Here is an 18,552-nt window from a genome sequence, read left to right as displayed (position 1 = left end):
AACAGATTGACCTCTGTCACCCCCTACAACTCAGCACGCGGTCGTTCATGCTGAGCAGAGCTTCTTAGAGAATCGCTTAGTTGGGTGTTTGGTAATTCAATGCGCATAAGGGCTCTGGCAAGGAAGTAGGGCGGTATAAGGAAAATCAGAAAACTGTATGATTCGTGAAACAGCAATGTAGCGATGGTTGCTTCATTATTGAAATAGGCAAGCACAGCTAAAATATCGAGTAATATACTCAGTGACGCCAACGCGACAGAGATAATGAGCCCTAGGCCTAATGCATCTCTTAATATTGGTTTAGATAGCCTCATCATTGATCCTCATTCCTTGTTTATTCGTCTATAAGCTACTCTTCAAACACGCGGCATTTATTGAGTTGCATCAATATTCATATTGGGTAAATTGCAATCTAATAGTGCGATAATTGTTGCTTAACGATTTTGCCTAATTGACTAGCGAACGTGTTTTATCGGTGGGCAGGTTATTGATGTGTAAGGGGATAGGGTTAGTGGGGTTGAGGTTGCTTCTCGAATTCATCATGGCATATCTCGCGCACCGAGAAAGGATGACAACAAACCAGCACAGTTTAACTGAGCTGATTTGCTGATTGATTTTGAAATCGTATCTATGCTGAAACTGTGCCCATATTGAATTGTGCCTATGTTAAAACCGTATCTAAGCAAAGACTTAAATGGCTTAGACACGGTTTCACCGCTCGCGTTGATTATTTCCAGCCAATCGCGATATTTTTAAAGTAGAACGCTTGATCTTCTACACCTGAACGCGCCGCGTCTGGACGGTATGAATTAAAGCTTGCTACCGCACCCACATTTCCTATCGCGTCTCCTGTGACAAGCGGGTATTCAACTTGGTTGAACTCTACTCCGTTTATTGGTTTAAAGTGCGTGTCGTTATTTAATAGGTTATCGAGTGTGCCTTGCCCGCTATGTTCATCAAAATTGAGGGTTTGTGAAATGCTAGACCAGCGATTAGGCGCCCAGTATTTGCTTGAACCATCGAACCAAGTTAGAAACGAGGCGTTGAATTTCGTACCTAAACGCTTGTTGTGATTGATGACATAGTTATGTTCAGCCAAAACGGTATTGGTTGTGGTGTCTGTTAAATAAAGACCTGGCAAAATGACAAGGTCATTATTTTGATTGGCGTGTACGTCTTTTTCGTATTGTACGTCGTAGGCAATACAGGTGGATGAAATGCTTGCTAACGCAGGGAAGTTGACGAGTAGGCTAGTGCCGTTTTCGGTATTATCCTGGCCGACTGCGCCTGCCGCATAAGTTATCTTGAGCGCAGGTTCATCCCCTAGTGTGACAACACTGATGTTATTGCGATCCACAGAGAATAGCGCAGCACCATGTTTAATATCACCAAGTTGACTTGAAATAGCGTCAATGATCTTTTGGTGGTCACTGCCTTCTAAGCCAGTAAGATCGACGATGCGTGAATGAGTAAAGCCTTGATCAGAGCACACGTTATCAGGTGTCGGATCTGGGTTCACTGGTGGCTGTTCAGGGAGTTCAACTGACTCATCTGTCCAAGCAAAGGTGATGTCTTTAATTTGCAACGTTTGCTCTAACAAATCTTCCGCTTGGTCTGCACTGTGTTTATAGTGGCGGTAAAACTCCATTAATCCCGCAAGTTGGTAATTGTGTTGCTCGTCAATCATGACTCGCTCGGTGACAGGGTAGAAGCCTGTACTACCATCCGTCGGGATCGCTTCCTTAGTGTTGTAGTGCATCGCCAAGCTTCCATCTTCTACCGGGAGCCCTTCTGGCGTAAAACTATTCGCCATTAAGTCAAACTGAACTAAATTCCACTGACCATGCTTGATACGAAAGCGCTCACCGTCTTGGGACAGTGCTTTATTGAATAGTAGGTTGTCTTTTGCATCACCAAAGCGAGTGTTCATATAGATGTAGCGATCGGTGCTGAGCTTATAAGTAAAACCTTTGCCGTTAGTCAGTGGTTTATTTTCGACAAGAGGGTCACCGCTGGTGAATCCGCCAAGGAAAAGATAGTCGGGTGTGCGAGAGCCATCACCACCATAGCCCAATGGCGTGCTGAGCTGGTAGTTGTATGCTAAAACGGCTTCTTTTACTAACCCATTTGGCATTTCCACAACAAAGCTGAATCCGTTCTTAATGGCATTACTGGCTGACGGCATACCGACGGCTTGCGGTGCAATTGTGGTTTCAAAGACGTATTCGCCATTGTCGCGTTGTACCACACTAAGGTTGAGTTCATCCCAGTCTCCACCAGTTGTCATTCCCCATTTAGGCGTGACATTAAACAGGCCAGAGCGAGCTGTTAGCCCATGGTTGAGCTGATCCTCAATACCTTGAACTAATTCTTGTCCTTCTAAACCCGCAAGTGGTGCAATATCGAGTTTTGTCACATTGGTGTATTGGTCACCAATATTTGGCTGGTGGCCTTCTGATGGTGGTGGTGGGATGATGGGAGGTGGATTAGGCTTATCGCTACTATCATTACCGCATCCAGCTAACGAAAGTAAAACAGCAACTGTCAGGATATTTTTAAACATTGAATTGTCCTTTAGTATTTAAATTCTTTTTAGTGAAAAGGTGTAGGATTGACCATCTAAGCCATCGACATCGATGGATATGATCCCGGAAGCATCGATTGATACTCGATGGTCTGGGTCATTGCTGATGGTTGTATTTTGACCAAGAGAAAAAGCGATGACGTGTGAAGACCATGTGGGATCGGAAACCGATACTGTCATGTCGCCATTGTCGTGTTGTTTCATCATCATGGAGAGTGGGGTTTGCGCTTCGATATTGCCGACGTTGCCACGTTGCCAGAAGTTAGCTGCGATGAGATTGAGCGTCTGATGAACGACAACGTGCGCCGTCGCATCATTACTTAGCACCTCAATTTCAGGGACATAGCCTGATGCGGCATTGGGTACAATGGCATACTGATAGTTGTTGTGGAGGTCGCTATCGAATGTCGCGCTGACAAAGCAGCCTTCGACTTTGCCGCTGTTGACGCCAATATCAGACCAATCACCTTGGCGACAGGTTTGTTTTACGTTGACCGTGTTGTCGGATAGCGCGATATATTGGATCGGATGTTGAGTCGTATCGTACTGAATCTCCAAACGTTCCAAGCGACCAGTAAACCCGTCAGGCCCAGAAAGCGGTTCTCCATTGACATAAATAGAGGCGTCATGAACCACTTTTCGGTTTTCAATCACGGTTAACGCATTACTGCTGCTGTTATTGGTGATGTTTGAGCCAAGCGCAATGATGTCTTGGTCGAATAAAAACCATGACTTCTTCGCTGACAGAAGATTGTTGTAGTTTGTGAAGTTGAATCCGACACTACCGTATTGATCTAATTGGCTACCACCAGACCAAGTAATGGCATCTTGTCGACCTTCTCCTTGCTCACTGCGTTGACCAGAACACGGATTACGGGCTTCATCCAGTACAGTAATACCGGGTAATTTATGGGCATCTACCACAGGCCAGTATTGATTGTAATGATCTTGCTGGTTGTAAAGGTAGGTGACACCGTCGCCGGTATACCACCCTTGGGTATTTTCACTATTAATACACTCGTAATTGCCTACTCGATTCGAATGCATGGCGATACTAAATGACCAATCAGGTCGGTGATGGACCACGCGATCCATGGCTGGAAATTGAATATGCTCGCTACGATTATTAATGATGTCAATAGAGTGATCTTCAACGATCGTTCTTGCCATTTGATAAGGATAGAAAAGACCAATAGAGTCAAAGAAGTCGCCCTGTAGATCCGTCAGGATTTGGCTTTTTATGATACGAGAGAGCTGCTCTTGGTAGCTATCAGGTGTAGAAGCGACATAGAGCAGCATCGCGTTAATAATGGCATGCCCTAGCTTATCGTTTTGGCCACTGATACGTGAAATGGCGCGTCCATTGACGCTGTCCATCATTCGCCCATTGACCAAAAATGGGTAAAAAGACTCCAGTAGAATGGGGTAAATACGTTCTAGGTTAAGGTCATCGAGAGCAGGCAGTTGGGCCGCCTCGGCTGAACCCACCATAAGTCCAAGACCTTTAATTAACTCATTACCGTATGTACCGGTATAGGGAATATCGGTATGTTGAATAAAGGAGTGGTCAAGATAAAATCCATCACCTTGGCTCACAGTATCAATGACCGCCGACACCGATTGCAATGCGGTATCGATGTCTTGATCGTTTTTGTCTAAGATGCCACGAATCAACACGACTTGAGAGGTGTCGACAAGGTTTGCACCGACAGAGGGTTTGATGTTACCGCCGACATTTATTGTTGTTGGATCGGGCACAAAGTGTCGCGTTGCTAAAATGTATTGGCTAATGAGATCGGGGTCTAGGTCATCTTTCATCAGCATCAATATGTCATTGATGGCTTTTGGTGTACCGATTTGCCAATTCCACCAGTTTCCCGGTTGTTCGGTTATATTTGCGTGGTAATAGTGCTGGTTTAAGCGAGTTAAACTACTTTCTATGGTTGTTTTTAATGTGACATTACCGAAGAGATCACCCTGAGGAAGGGTGTAGCTTTTCGCCATAGCTAATAGGCGCAAATAGTTTGCGCGCAACTGGCTATCGATATTGCTTGGTGTGATCACTAAATCGGCAAATGTGCCGTCCTCTCGTAAAGGTTGGCTATTGAGCCAACCTTTTGTTTGGGTATTGAGAGTCGTGATTTTTGCTTGGAGCGCACTGTCATACTCGAGGGCAGGATCACCAATTAAATAGTGATTCCATTTTGCTCGAAATACTTCCACCGTTGGCTGATTTTCTGGTTCTTTTGTTGGGCTGTTTGATTCTGATCCACAGCCGAATAAAAGACTACCGATTACAATAGCAAGGATGGGCTGTTTAAATGATGTCATTTTTTCACCATCATTTAATGCGTTTAAGTGCAAAGGTGTAGCTTGTGCCACCTAAGTCGTCGAGATCGACAGAAATCTCATTGCCGTTTGTCAATTTAACGCGCGAATCGTCATTGGTCAGTAATTCAAATTGACCATCGATAATGAATTTTCGGTTGAACCAAGAGCGAGTCGGGTTGGAAACAGAAACTTGCACGAGGCCGTCGGATTCTTGCGTCATAATCGACATCGCCGATTTGCTTGTAATCGCTCCGGCTTTACCTTTACCCCAAAAATTAGCGGCAAATAGGTTTAATGCCTTATGGTCAACAGCGTGCACTGACTGATTGTTCGCTAGAATCGAAATATCTTGGCTTGGTGTCGCCAAACTTGGCGTGATCATATAAGCGTATTGATTGCGCTCTTGATCGTGACGCATTGTTGCTTCATAGAAGCAGCCAGAAACGTCCCCTTTGCTGGTTCCAATATCAGACCAATTGCCATCACGGCATTGTTTGACAATCTCGATAGGAGTATCAGTCAGTAGCGAGTATTGGATCGCCGAGGCATCACTGGCTTGCTCTTTAATGGTAAAGCGCTTGGCGATACCTTTAAAGCTGTCCGCTACTATCTCACCATTGACTTGTAATGACGCACCGTCTGCCACCAGTCGGTTATCGATCGTCGTGATTGCAGGCGCATCACTGCTGTTTTCAATATCTGAACCAAGGGCAATGATTTCATTATCGAACATGAACCATGACTTATGGGCAGACAGATCGCGAGTGTGGTTCACAAATTTCATACCAGCGACGCCGTATTGATTGAGTGCGGCACCGCCCGTCCAATTCATCGCCCCATTGCGCCCATTGCGTTGTGCAGACAGTTGCCCGTCCCCAAGCTCTCGTTCAATAAGTAGTGTTGTGGTGCCTGGCAGTTTATAAGGGTCGACAAGTGGCCAGAATCCTTGGTGATAGCGATCGTTTTGAGTGTATAAATACGTCATACCATCAGCGGTATGCCACCCTTTTAGGTTCTCGCCGTTGATGGATTCATAGTTGCCGACGCGATTGGAGTGCATGGCAACGCCAAACGTCCAGTTGTCTCGGTGGTGAACAACCCGGTCCATATCAGAAAATTGGATATGAGAGGCTGTTGGTGTCGCTTGGATATCACGTGTCGCTAACATGTTCTGTGCGAGTTGGTAGCTGTTAAAGTTACGTGAAGTTCGTAGTCCATTAGTGCTGTGTAGCTGGGAGGCGATAACATTGATAAAGTCATCACGGTATTGCTCAGGGGTACCGTCGACGTACAGCAACATGGCACTTAGAATCGCCTGTCCAACAACGTCATTTTGCTCCCAAGATCTTGATGTCGCGCGTCCATTCACAAAATCCATCATGCGGCCATTCACCAATAGTGGCGCATAAGCCTTTAAAATGAGCGGATAGATTTTTTGTAGGTTTGGATCCGTGGCCTGCCAAGGTGTATTCGCGACTAAGCTTAGCTGCATGCCTAAGCCTTGTAGCATCACTTGGCCATAGGTACCGGAGTAAGGCAGATCTTTGTGCTGTATGTAGGAGCCGTCTTGGTAGAAACCATCACCAGATTCAACGTATGGAATCACGCTAGAAAGCGCGGCCACGGCATCGGCAATGTCTTTTTCATTATTGTCGAGCAAGCCTCGAATCAATACGACTTGGGCATTATCGGTTCGGTTGCCCCCAGTGGACTCCCAAATGAGTGGGGCACTAGAATAAGGCGCGCCATACCCCTCGCTGAGGTGTGTCGGGCTTGGAACAAAATAACGGGTCGCATCAACGTAGTTGCTGACGATTTCGTATGGAATATCATCGTATAACATGACCAGTGTATTATTTACCACTCGTGAGATACCCAATTCCCATTGCCACCAGTTGCCATATTCTGGCATGCCGACGTGATAGTACTCTTCATTAAGGAAGGCAAGCGATTCAACTAAGGTCTCCAACAGTGCTGGGTTACCTTCCAATTCACCACCAGGCAATTTATAGGCGCGAGCAAGTTTGAATAGGCGCTGATAAGTGGCGAACAGTGGTACACCTAGAGTTTGACGCCCATTATGTGAGTCGATGTCTAATGGCAAATCATCCCAAAAGCCCGTTTTTTCAATTTGAATGGTATTCAATAGTTGCTGGGCGTGTTTATTTATCGCCACAATTTCTGTTTGTTGTTGCTGTGTTGTGGGTTTGCTTGGATCACCCAAAAAGTAAGTGGCCCAGCGCTGTCGTAGTTGAGAGAGTTGCTCTTGCTTGGAAGCCATGGTATTTGAAGACACTTGCTCTGACGTTAACGGTTGTGAAGCTGTTGCGTTGTTAAGCGCGGCAGATTCTGCCATGACAGGCAGGTTGATGCTGAAGAATCCCATCGCCACAGAAATGGATAGCATTGAAAGTTTGAAGTTTTTCAAGAGAGTATTCCTGTATTAGATTAAAAGATGTATTGAACGCCGAGTTTGGCAAAAAACTTATTACGGTCTGGTAACGGCTCAATAGTGCCGTTGGTGTAATACTCGTTGTCTTCAATCTGGTAATAGGTTTCGTAAATGACATTCCACTTTCCTGAAATCCCTACGTTGCCATAGACCCCCGCACGGCTATAGTTTTTGTCCATTTCTACTCCCCAGCGTTGATAGTCAAAATGGGAGCGTTCCGTGACGGTGCGGCCTAATCCCAAACGCATGAACGGGTTAATAGTGACTCGCCCTATCTTGTGGCTATAGACCAATCGGAACTGCCAATAATCGACATCGTAGCTGTTTTGGAATTCATCATATTCGGTGTAGAAACTTGGACGAATGGATGAAAACGCATTGAAGCGGTGCAGTAAACCTACGTCGATTTCATAGCCCCAGTCGGTGTAATCCTGCGCGACAGTATCGCCAGAGCGCTTGCCACGGCCATCGCCTAGGTACGCATGACCATTCAAGAAAATCAGGTTTTTGCTGTCAAAAAAGTACTCAACTTGAGGGTAAAGACGGTATTCCACTTCGTAGCGATCGATCGCATAGCCGTTGTAGCGCACCCCAACCCCAGGACGAAAACGCCAATCACCGACACGGTTGGTTTGCGTGTAGTGAAGCTCATAGCGTTTATCCATCGCGGTTACAATACCGTTACTAAACAGATCTTTATTGATGTACTCTTTGGAGAAGTAGCGACCCCAAATATTCCATTCATTACTGTTTGGTGAATGGCTAAAGCGAATATAAGGCACGTAGTTGGTTAGTGAAGCGTACTTATGCTCCTTTCCGGTTTCATCGGTTGCGTTGTAGTACTCTTCGTATTCGGAGCCTACTTCTACGATGGTTCGGGCAAGCAAAGGTGTGGCAGCTATGGCAACCGAGAACCCTAAAAGAGCGGTTGTATAAGCACTGAATTTCATTTTAATCCCTCAAATAGCACTATTGGCCGTGGCAATAGTAGCTATGATTTTCATTAGAGCTAGTGATATTTTCATTTGTTTTTATGTTCATCACAAAAAATGAAAAAATGGCGATATTTTAGCCTGAAGTGAAAATTTGCCTATTTAATTAACTTGTGGAAGGGGAGGGTTATCGGAAAGAACGTCATAGAATGGCTGAGATAAAAAATGGATTTTTAGTATTAAATTTGAGCGCTAATGGGCGATTTGTTGCATTTGTGCGCAAGAAATGACAAAAAAATCCGGATTTTGTTACGATATGTTTGGCTATGCGATATTGTGTGATTGAGATCAAGAATGCAGTACAAAGGGTTTGTTTGGCGTTCTGACATGATGCAGACTTCAATCAAAATGAAAAAGAATGAAAATTAGGTGTGAAAGAGCACCTCAAGAGTTAGTCATGACAACAGCACTTGAAAGAAGAATGGAAATAGCCAACTTAGTTGGTGTACGCGGTAAAATGCATGTAGACGAGTTAGCCGAATATTTTAATGTGACCGGTGCCACCATTAGAGCCGATCTGCGCTTTTTAGATGATAATGGCTATATCGTTCGCTCTCATGGCTATGCTTTGGTTAACCGGACGGTACTTTCTCAACTCGCCATGTCAACGACATCGAAGAGGCAAGGAAAAGCGTCGGATTTTGGTGAGCTAATTGCTAATACAGTCTATTCCGGGCTCGAAGAGCGGAGTACCGTATTTATCGATAGTAGCCCGCTAATTAGAAAATCATTACGCCACTTAAGTGATTTAAAAAGCTCGACGATCGTTACAAGAGATTTAAACTTAATACAAAGCTTACCGCAGATAAAAGATAGTAACTTCTTTGTTACTGGCGGACGAGTGAATACCGAATTCATGAAAATGACGGGTTCACATATGATTAGAAGTTTAAAACAATATCGCTTTAATAGCGCTATTGTAAAAGTGAGCAGCTTTAACCCTAAATTAGGGGTGTTTGCACGTAGTGAGTTTGATGCGGATATGATTCGTTTATTATGCGAATTGTCTGAAAAAATAATTGTCGTCGTCGAATCAGAAGCATTTAATAATAATGATGCATTTTGGGCTTGTGAACCAAGTAATATCGACATGGTGATAACTGATTGCAACCTAGATGATGAAATAGAGGATTCACTAGCGTTGAATAATGTAAGAATAATCAAGTTAATCTAATGTAGTAAATAAGGGAAAATAATGGCTAACATCGTTCTAGCTCGTATTGATGAGCGTCTCATTCATGGGCAAATTCGTTTGCAATGGGGTAAGCATTCTGGCGCAAATACTATTCTTGTCGCAAATGATGAAATCGCGAAAATGGAACCACTTCAAGCGCCATTTAAAGCCTCTGCTGGTAGCGATTTTTCCGTGCTATTTAGAACGATTGACCAAGCTATTTCTAATTTACCTAAAGCCGGACCAGACCGAAAAATATTAGTGCTTTGTAAAAACCCAACAGACTTTGCTCGAATTGTATCTGGTGGAGTGGAATTACCTGAAATCAATATTGGTAATATGCATTTTCATGAAGGTCGCACTGCGGTTAATAAATATATTAATGTCGATAAAGAAGATATGCGTGCATTTGAAGTACTTCGTGAGCATGGTAGTGTTTGCACGCTACAGCATATGCCAGAAAGTGCAAAAGAGTGCATTTTTGAAGCGACGAAAGATCTTGTGATTTAAGGTATTTAATATGTTGATGGAAGCAGTGTTAGTCGCTATTTGGGCGGCGCTATGTGGTATCGATAAGTTCGATATTTTCTCAGGTATTCATAGACCATTAGTCACAGGTACTGTGGTTGGTTTTATTCTTGGCGATTTACAAATGGGGTTGATCGCTGGTGCAACATTCGAGCTAGCTTGGCTGGGTCTAGTCTCAAACGCGGGTGTTCAACCGCCGGATACCACGATAGGCGCTATCGTTGGTACCATGTTTGCGATTAAGCTAAACATGACTCCAGAAGCTGCCATTGGTATGGCAATACCTTTTGCTCTAGCGATGCAGACTTTGGTGATTTTCCTATTTACCTCTTGTGCGCCTATGATGCAAAAAGCGGATCAATACGCAGAGGATTTAAACGTCTCAGGCATTGATAAGCTGATTTATATTGGTCTTAGCGCTCGTGCGCTGCTGTACGGTGTCGTTGGCTTCTGCGCGATTTACTTTGGTGCGACTGGCGCAACGTTTATCCAAGAATATTTACCAGAGAGTATTGTGAGTGGTATGGCAATCGCGGGTGGCATGATGCCTGCTGTCGGTTTCGCGATGTTACTGCGTACTATGTTTAATATCGCTATTCTACCGTACTTCTTCTTAGGCTTCGTATGTTCGACGTATTTTGATATGCCCATTCTTGGTGTGGCTTTAGTGTTTACGTGTGTGGCGATTCTAGATTATATGAATAACAAGAAAGCAGACACTCCTCAGGTTGCAAACGCACAGGTATTTGATGATGAACTGTAAGACAAACATAAATATGAATGCAGATAGCTACCAAGATAAATCTGTAAATAAGGTTATTACTAAAAACGATCTTTGGAAAATTGGTTTCCGTGGTTTATTGATGGAAGGCAACTTCAATTATAACCGTATGCAGGCTGGTGGTTTTTGTTATTCCATTAGCCCAGCGCTTAGAAAAATACACACTGACCCAGAGGATCTTAAGAGAGCGCTAAAGAATAACTTACAGTTCTATAACGCTAACCCGAAGCTCTTTACATTGCCGTTGGGTCTTGCAATTGCAATGGAAGAAAGTAAAGAGAAACCATCAACGATTGCTTCAGTGAAAGCGGCAACAATGGGCTCGGTGTCTGGCGTTGGTGATGCACTTGACCACTCGGTGATGCTACCACTGACGCTAGCTATAGGTAGCTCAATCGCGCTGCAAGGTAATCCACTTGGTGTTTTAGTATTCTTTATTCTCTACCAAGCTTACCGGATACCAATGTATTTTTGGCTGCTGTTCTTGGGCTATAACGCGGGAGTGTCAGCACTAGAGCGCCTTTCAGATCATGCGGAGAAGCTTGGCCGAGCAGCGAATATTGTCGGTCTTGGTGTGATTGGCTCTATGGTAGCGAAATACGTTAAAGTTGAAACCGTGATTGAACTGGAGGCTGGCGAGACAATGATTAGCCTACAAGAAGGGATGCTGGATAAGCTGATTCCGAACTTGTTACCTATGCTCTTAGTTTGGTTAATGTATTACCTGGTTAAGAAAGGGAAATCACCAACAGCATTGATTTTTGGAACGTTATTTGTTGGTGTCGGTGGTCATTTATTGGGTATTCTTTAATTAAGGTTGAGTTATGATTGGTATTATAGTTTCAGGGCATATTAACTTTGCCTCCGGTATGAAATCAGCAGTAGAAGCGATTGTTGGTGAACAAAGTGGATTAGAGTTTATAGATTTTGTGCCACCAATGACGACCGAGCAACTAGAAGCATCTATGTTGACGTCGATTGAAAAAATAAATAGTGGTTCAGGCGTATTAATTCTAACGGATGTTCCAGGTGGTTCACCTTGTAATCGCGCTGTCTCTATTATGCTTAAACGAGATGACGTGAAAGTTATTGCTGGCGTTAATTTACCGATGATTACTAACGCCTGTTTTGAGCGCGATGGTGTAACAATAAATGAACTCGTAGATATTGTGTCGGAAATCGGAAATGAGTCGATAAAAGACATGGAAAAAGAACTAGCTCAACTTGAAAGTAATAATTCTGACACGTTCGAAGATGAATTATAATTAACAAAGCTTAAACTATTAATTTGGTACGACTGAATTTAATCTAACTCCCTCCTATTTAGATTGTCTTAGTCAGCTTTAGTCGTGCCATTTTTTCACTTTTCAATATCGACTCAGTATTAACATTATTAATTTAAATATTAGCAATGGTTTTATTGTTAAGAGGTAAGGCTACCTGATGAACAGTAATAAAATTTTAGAACAAATGAAACGTGTCTATTGTTGGCAACGTGATAATCGAACTCGTTACGTTGTTCGCAGTACGGGTAAGAAACGTTTTCTGAAAGCAACGGATTGGGAACGCGGTGTATTCTGGTTATCTGTGGCGGATGCATGGAAAGCGACACAAGATGATGATTATCTTAACGGCTTACTCGATTTCACCTTGAACACTGGCTTCCGTCCTGGGCCTCTCCCACGCTTTGCAGATGATCATGTTTGTTTACAAGCGTATCTACCGCTTTACCCATTGATAGATGTTGCTGAAGCGCAAGAGTACGGTAAGGGGGCACTTGATCTTATGATTAATGAGCCTAAAGCTGGTCGCGAAGATTGGTGGTGGTGTGATTCGCTATTTATGGCACCTCCGGTGTTTGCAGGGTTCTCTGCACTTACTGGCGACAGCAAGTACATTGACTATATGGATACCGCGTGGTGGGATGCCGTCGAGAACCTCTTTGATCCTGAAACGGCGTTGTATTACCGCGATAAGCGTTATATTCCAAATGCTGACGGCACCGAAATGCGAGAAGCGAATGGTGAAAAAGTATTCTGGAGTCGCGGCATCGGTTGGGTACTGGCCGCTATCCCTCGAATCCTCGCGTTTATGCCGCAAGATTACCCAACACGTTCTCGTTACGTGACGATGTTTACTGATCTTGCAGCGGAAGTTATTAAATACCAAAAACAAGATGGCTTCTGGCGTACGAGCTTGCTTGATCCTGACAGTTTCCCTGCACCCGAAAGCAGTGCCACATCGTTATTCTGTCATGGCTTGGCGTGGGGAATTAACGCCGGTCACCTTGATCGCGATACTTATTTACCTGTCGTAGAAAAAGCATGGGCGGCACTGGAAACATGCATCCATGACAATGGCATGATTGGCTGGGTACAATTGCCTGCTTATAACCCTCGTGACGTTGAATTTGAGCATAATATTGATTATGGGGCTGGTGCGTTTTTACTTGCGGCCAGTACGATGTTAGCGCTATACGAAGTTTAGCATCGTAGGCTAATTTCATAACAGATACAAAAATGGCTTTCTTGGGAAAGCCATTTTTGTATCTGTTGAATTTACTATGCGTAACGAGTAATCGGATGTTGATATAAGCAGGGGGGATGAGTAGAGCTGTGTGAGTACATGTAAGGTATGGGATATCACGCTTAACTCTTCCTAGAAGACTTCCTTGTGCTTAACTTACTGGTTCGAGTATTTCAAACCACGTCATAAGCAGACTCAAACGCTATGGTTTCTCTTCATACCACTATGATTTTGTTGCTTTAATTTTTTGATCCTGGTGATTGGTTGTCTTGTTATGGTCAAAGTGCAGTCAGTACTGAAAGTTAAGATAACGCAGCCAATCATAATTGGTTGGTGCCGTTATCACTGATGTGAAGTATGCGATCGCTTCGCAAATAGCAGTGAATTTGATTGCATATTATTTGGTAGTGTTTATCTTCGTGATTGAAATATTCTCTATCAAAGAACACGGAGGTTAGAAACGATGTCAGATCTTGCTAAAGCGACAGGGATGGATGAGTTTGTTGACTATGATGCCATTGGCCTGATGGAGTTGATAAAAAAGGGCGAAGTAACCGCTTCAGAGCTATTGGAAGTGTTTATCTCCCGAGCGGATAAACTAAAGCATCATATTAATGCGGTGAATATTGAATACTATGATGTGGCAAGAGAACGGGCTGCCCATCTTACTAAAGACACACCTTTTGCCGGAGTCCCAATACTGGTAAAAGATATGGTTGATATTGGACACTTGATCGGGACAGACTGCTCTAATTCAAAAAGTGACTATCCAACGATTCCAGTACCTTACACTCAAGCGGTTGAATCCATTGGTCTTAATATCTTTGGAAGAACCAACTCTCCTGAGTTTGCTTCAAGTTTTAATACTTGGAATGAACGATTTGGTCTAACGAGGAACCCGTGGGATCCAGAGAAAACAGTTTTTGGCTCAAGCGGAGGAAGCAGTGCTGCGGTCGCTGCGGGGATCGCTCCTCTTGCCCTTGGTACCGATGGCGCAGGCTCTAATCGCGTACCGCCAAATGCTTGTGGGGTGTTTGGTTTTAAACCTAGTAGGGGAAGGTTGCTTGCGGGCGAAACCGGTGGTGTTCACGATCTCATAAAAACACACAGTGGTATTAGTCGCTCGGTGAGAGACAACGAAATGCTTTTTTACCATACACAAGACTTAAGAAATCCACTGTTTAAGCCTTTTACGTTACGTAGTCGAGCGAAAGAAAGTCAAAAGTTGAGAATCGGCTATATCCGAGAGGGGTTACCTGGTTATGCCGTTGATCCAAGAATTATGAAAAAACAGGACAAGGTTGCAGAACTTTGTCGTTCGCTAGGGCACGACGTGGTTGAAGTAGATTTAAAAATCGACGGTGAGCTTTACTTTCAGCGGTACCACTCATTTTATATGCCGAAATTCACGAGTCTAGCTCAACAGATTCTTGATAATAAGCCCAGCTACAATAATGAGATTATGAATATCCTAGAGTTGACTTACTTAACGCGTACTAATGCAGTATATGGAAAGAAATTCACTCAACAGCAGGTTGTCGAAGCGGAAAAGTATCTATTGAATGACATTCCTCAAGTGTTTGAGCAATTATTTGACCAATACGATGTATTACTATCAGCGGTTTGTCCTATTCAGACACAGAATGTTGGGTTTATTAATCCGATGAAAGACTCGTTTGTTGAAAAGGCGAATATTACTAATACGATTTCAAGTCTCACCTCTTTGTCAAATATATGTGGCCACCCATCAATGTCCGTACCGTTATCTTCAATTAGAAATGAAGAATCAGGTATTAAAATGCCTCTGGGTTCGATGTTTCAAGCAAAATCTGGCGATGAGGAAATATTGTATGAGCTGGCCTACTCACTAGAGTCCGCTAAGCCTTGGGCTAATAAATGGCCAGCGATTTCGGTGAAGCACTTATAAGTATTAGCAGTCAGTTTGTGTTTGATGATGCACTGTGGAACTAATGACAAGTAGCATGCTCTGTTGTGTTGGTAACTATTGTGTTTGTTACTGTAGCATTTGTATCTATAGTGAACGTATCGATAACCCTTCTAATCCGCACTTACAGCAAGATAGGCATGCTATCTTGCTGATTTTAGGTTGCTCGTGCCGCCCAGGTGCCTCGCTCATCTTATAGATATCCTTGCTACTCTATTATTACGTAAGTGTAATAATAAATTTCAAAACGGTGGGATTATCAAATATTCGTAATCTTCTATACTGGCTCCAACAACGAAGTAGCGAGAGAAAGTACTCTCATTGATGCTATCTGAACTTAGAGTAATTTAACGCCGGACGTCATGTTTTGTCGGCAAGCCTAATAAAGGAAATTCCAATGACACTTGAAATTAAACCAGGTCAAACTCACATTAAATCAAAAGCTATGGTTGCTTGGGCAGCGGGCGAACCGCTAAAAATGGAAGAGGTTGATGTACAGCTTCCTAAAGCCGGTGAGGTACTTGTTCGCATCGTGGCAACGGGTGTGTGCCATACTGACGCGTTTACGCTTTCTGGCGACGATCCAGAAGGCATCTTCCCATCAATCTTAGGTCACGAAGGTGGCGGTATTGTTGAAATGATCGGTGAAGGTGTGACTAGCGTTGAAGTTGGCGACCATGTTATCCCACTTTATACCGCTGAATGTGGCGAATGTAAGTTCTGTAAATCTGGTAAAACAAACCTTTGCCAAGCGGTACGTGAAACACAAGGTCAAGGCCTAATGCCTGATGGTACTAGCCGCTTCTCTATTAATGGCGAAACAATCTTCCATTACATGGGTTGTTCTACATTCTCTGAATACACCGTACTTCCAGAAATTTCATTAGCGAAAGTCGCTAAAGAAGCACCTCTTGAAGAAGTCTGTCTACTTGGCTGTGGTGTCACAACGGGTATGGGTGCTGTGCTAAACACGGCTAAAGTACAGCAAGGCGATACGGTTGCGGTATTTGGTCTTGGTGGTATCGGCCTTTCTGCCATTATCGGTGCACGTATGGCGGGTGCAAAAACCATTATTGGTGTAGATATTAATGAAAGTAAGTTTGAGCTAGCGAAGCAACTAGGCGCGACTGACTGCATTAATCCAATGAAGTTTGATAAGCCAATTCAAGAAGTGATTGTTGACATGACAGATGGCGGTGTTGATTACTCGTTTGAGTGTATCGGTAACGTTAACGTGATGCGTCAAGCACTTGAGTGCTGTCACAAAGGGTGGGGCGAATCTGTCATTATCGGTGTGGCTGGCGCGGGTCAAGAGATCTCTACCCGTCCATTCCAACTGGTTACCGGTCGTGTATGGCGTGGTTCTGCTTTCGGTGGCGTGAAAGGCCGCTCAGAGCTACCTGAAATAGTTAACCGCTACATGGCAGGTGAGTTTGGTCTTCAAGAGTTCATCACTCATACCATGGGTCTACAAGATGTAAACGAAGCGTTTGAATTGATGCACAAAGGTGAGTCAATCCGTACCGTTCTACATATGGACAAATAGTCGTCGAAACTGACCTTAATGAGCCTTTCTTAGGCTCATTATTTGAAAGCCCGAGATCTCAACGTTTATCTCGGGCTTTTTTATGTAAGGCTCAAAGCTTTTGAACCTTGAATACCATCAACTGAATATTGCTGCTCGCTTGAAGACGGCTTGATTCACCCCACTGTGTTGTAAATAAATAGGAATAGTTTGATGAGTTGGTTATTTATTGCGTTAGCCGTTTTAGCAGAAGCAATGTCACACGTGGCTTTAAAAGCAACCGATGGTTTTAGTTTGTCAAAACCCTTGCCAGCGATACTGGTTATTGTCGGTCACCTAGCGGCATTTGCATTTTTAAGCCAAGCGATGAAAGGGATGCCTGTAGGTATTGTTCATTCGCTATGGGCCGGGTTAGCGATTGTTGCTGTGAGCCTTATCTCAACAGTCGTTTATCGTCAGCATCTTGATCCTATGGTCTGGGCGGGAATTTTGTTTGTGGTGGTTGGAGTAGCGATGATCAACTTCTCTCAAGGGCATGTTCATTAAAGAACGTGAGTCATAAGCTCTGCAGGTAAGGCCAATAAGGAAGCGCTGCTACGCTCCAAGTTAAGCAAGTGTGATTAGCCTAGTAAAGACGCACCGGAGGCATTAGTGATAGTCAAAAATTTTTTTGCCACTGCAGCTGTGAAGTTTTAACCGCTCCTTAGAAAGCTAACTGAAGAGCTAGATATATCAATAGGGCTGGCGTATTTCTTGAGTAATCTAAAGTTGATTAACACTAAATTATCTTCTAAATCCTGAAAACTGTCGACGTACATTCGCGATTAGCCCTTTTAATGCACGATGCAGTTTTTTTGAATCAATAGGGGTTTCTTACCTGTTGCAAGGTTTAACCAATCCACTAAATCATATTCTAGAGCTAGGTCTCCTCGCCTATAAAAGCGGTCGGTAACATCTAAGCCTAGTTGCTCTGGTTGTGTAATAATATTATTTGCTACAAAGTGAGACCAAAAATCCACACCTAAGCCAGCGTGATCATTAGCTTTATTATTAATATGAAGTGATTGGTTTAGACGCGCACTGAGCCATGAGAAGCATAGGAACTGCTCGGTTGCCGGGTACCTTACTTTAAAACCAGCTTGTAATTCAAACCGAGGTTCGTGGATGAGTTGATTTGGACATATTTTTAGCAAATCTTCTGTTAAGTCAAAGTCAAAGTCAAAGTCAAATAAATCACTCTTATGAAAATAGATTGGCATTTCGTAATGACAGCTCAGAAAGAATGTACTGGTTGTCAGCGTGCGTTGTTTAAAATATGCAAATGCGTTCCCTCTAGGTAGCTCACAATATTTTTCGTAAATAGCGACAAAGTTACGACTGGTGATTAGATTATCGGTCCTTAATTTAACAGCATACTTTGTTTTTACTGCCTTTAATCCGTTGTGAGTACTCACAATTTGGCGATTGTTATTCAACGTGACAGGGGTATCATTGTTGTAGACGATATTACTCCCCCGGATCGTCAGACTCTATCAACGGATCATAATCAAGTTTTTTAGTCGGTTGTTTTACCCATGTTGATAAATTTATCGTTGCACCAGGGAGGTGTTTACGAATGGAATTCAGACATTGGTTGGTGATGCCTTTGTTGTTTATTGATAGAGGTATGAAGAGTCCGTATAGTTCCGCCCAATCTACAACCAAAATTGTTGAT

General features: G+C 43.5%; 16 protein-coding genes. 9 read left to right on the top strand and 7 right to left on the bottom strand.

All coding sequences use genetic code 11. The annotated features are described in order from the left end of the window. Window positions 1-23: 23 nt before the first annotated feature. The 5 genes from L4D74_RS16380 to L4D74_RS16360 all read right to left on the bottom strand — a co-directional run bounded on the left by L4D74_RS16380 (window position 24) and on the right by L4D74_RS16360 (window position 8,317). Window positions 24-317: a D-fructose-6-phosphate amidotransferase gene (locus L4D74_RS16380; protein ID WP_428753342.1), complete on the bottom strand. Its 294-nt coding sequence runs from the start codon at window positions 315-317 to the stop codon at window positions 24-26. Window positions 318-727: 410 nt separating this feature from the next. Continuing rightward, on the bottom strand, window positions 728-2,563 hold the full coding sequence (locus tag L4D74_RS16375) for a hypothetical protein (protein WP_428753341.1): 1,836 nt from the start codon (window positions 2,561-2,563) through the stop codon (window positions 728-730). An 18-nt stretch (window positions 2,564-2,581) separates the two neighbouring features. Further along, entirely contained in the window at window positions 2,582-4,915 is a 2,334-nt protein-coding gene (locus L4D74_RS16370) for a polysaccharide lyase 8 family protein (protein WP_428753339.1), read from the bottom strand. A gap of 10 nt (window positions 4,916-4,925) precedes the next feature. Continuing rightward, a complete protein-coding gene (locus tag L4D74_RS16365) occupies window positions 4,926-7,343 on the bottom strand; it encodes a polysaccharide lyase 8 family protein (protein WP_428753338.1) in 2,418 nt (805 codons plus the stop codon). 20 nt (window positions 7,344-7,363) lie between these two features. Continuing rightward, window positions 7,364-8,317 carry a hypothetical protein gene (locus L4D74_RS16360; protein ID WP_428753336.1) on the bottom strand — a complete coding sequence of 318 codons (954 nt, stop codon included), beginning with the start codon at window positions 8,315-8,317 and terminating at the stop codon, window positions 7,364-7,366. A 439-nt stretch (window positions 8,318-8,756) separates the two neighbouring features. Between L4D74_RS16360 and L4D74_RS16355 the strand changes: the two genes are divergently transcribed. The 9 genes from L4D74_RS16355 (at window position 8,757) to L4D74_RS16315 (ending at window position 17,384) form a co-directional block, all read left to right on the top strand. Further along, the gene (locus tag L4D74_RS16355; RefSeq protein ID WP_428753334.1) at window positions 8,757-9,533 is read left to right on the top strand and encodes a DeoR/GlpR family DNA-binding transcription regulator; all 777 of its coding nucleotides are present in this window, start codon (window positions 8,757-8,759) and stop codon (window positions 9,531-9,533) included. Window positions 9,534-9,554: 21 nt separating this feature from the next. Then, window positions 9,555-10,043: a PTS sugar transporter subunit IIB gene (locus tag L4D74_RS16350; protein ID WP_428753333.1), complete on the top strand. Its 489-nt coding sequence runs from the start codon at window positions 9,555-9,557 to the stop codon at window positions 10,041-10,043. A gap of 10 nt (window positions 10,044-10,053) precedes the next feature. Continuing rightward, the gene (gene agaW, locus L4D74_RS16345) at window positions 10,054-10,824 is read left to right on the top strand and encodes a PTS N-acetylgalactosamine transporter subunit IIC (RefSeq protein WP_428753332.1); all 771 of its coding nucleotides are present in this window, start codon (window positions 10,054-10,056) and stop codon (window positions 10,822-10,824) included. A gap of 13 nt (window positions 10,825-10,837) precedes the next feature. After that, complete coding sequence (locus tag L4D74_RS16340; RefSeq protein ID WP_265676568.1) at window positions 10,838-11,653, top strand: PTS system mannose/fructose/sorbose family transporter subunit IID; 816 nt, start codon at window positions 10,838-10,840, stop codon at window positions 11,651-11,653. A 13-nt stretch (window positions 11,654-11,666) separates the two neighbouring features. Then, window positions 11,667-12,107, top strand: a complete 441-nt coding sequence (agaF, locus tag L4D74_RS16335) for a PTS galactosamine/N-acetylgalactosamine transporter subunit IIA (protein ID WP_265676569.1) — start codon at window positions 11,667-11,669, stop codon at window positions 12,105-12,107. A 178-nt stretch (window positions 12,108-12,285) separates the two neighbouring features. Next, on the top strand, window positions 12,286-13,329 hold the full coding sequence (locus tag L4D74_RS16330) for a glycoside hydrolase family 88/105 protein (RefSeq protein ID WP_428753330.1): 1,044 nt from the start codon (window positions 12,286-12,288) through the stop codon (window positions 13,327-13,329). 502 nt (window positions 13,330-13,831) lie between these two features. Next, window positions 13,832-15,295 carry an amidase gene (locus L4D74_RS16325; RefSeq protein WP_428753328.1) on the top strand — a complete coding sequence of 488 codons (1,464 nt, stop codon included), beginning with the start codon at window positions 13,832-13,834 and terminating at the stop codon, window positions 15,293-15,295. A gap of 415 nt (window positions 15,296-15,710) precedes the next feature. Then, window positions 15,711-16,859 (top strand): S-(hydroxymethyl)glutathione dehydrogenase/class III alcohol dehydrogenase, encoded by a 1,149-nt coding sequence (locus L4D74_RS16320; protein WP_428753327.1) that lies wholly within the window; start codon window positions 15,711-15,713, stop codon window positions 16,857-16,859. Between the two features lie 192 nt (window positions 16,860-17,051). Continuing rightward, the gene (locus tag L4D74_RS16315; protein WP_428753325.1) at window positions 17,052-17,384 is read left to right on the top strand and encodes a DMT family transporter; all 333 of its coding nucleotides are present in this window, start codon (window positions 17,052-17,054) and stop codon (window positions 17,382-17,384) included. A 287-nt stretch (window positions 17,385-17,671) separates the two neighbouring features. Here L4D74_RS16315 and L4D74_RS16310 read toward each other — a convergent pair whose 3' ends face one another. After that, the gene (locus L4D74_RS16310; RefSeq protein ID WP_428753323.1) at window positions 17,672-18,313 is read right to left on the bottom strand and encodes a WavE lipopolysaccharide synthesis family protein; all 642 of its coding nucleotides are present in this window, start codon (window positions 18,311-18,313) and stop codon (window positions 17,672-17,674) included. Between the two features lie 31 nt (window positions 18,314-18,344). Then, a complete protein-coding gene (locus L4D74_RS16305; RefSeq protein ID WP_428753321.1) occupies window positions 18,345-18,542 on the bottom strand; it encodes a WavE lipopolysaccharide synthesis family protein in 198 nt (65 codons plus the stop codon). Window positions 18,543-18,552 lie beyond the last annotated feature (10 nt).

It is taken from the genome of Vibrio cionasavignyae, assembly GCF_050337155.1.
GTDB lineage: Bacteria > Pseudomonadota > Gammaproteobacteria > Enterobacterales > Vibrionaceae > Vibrio > Vibrio nomapromontoriensis.
Note: the sequence above shows the minus strand (reverse complement) of the source record. Positions and strands in the feature narration are given on the sequence as shown.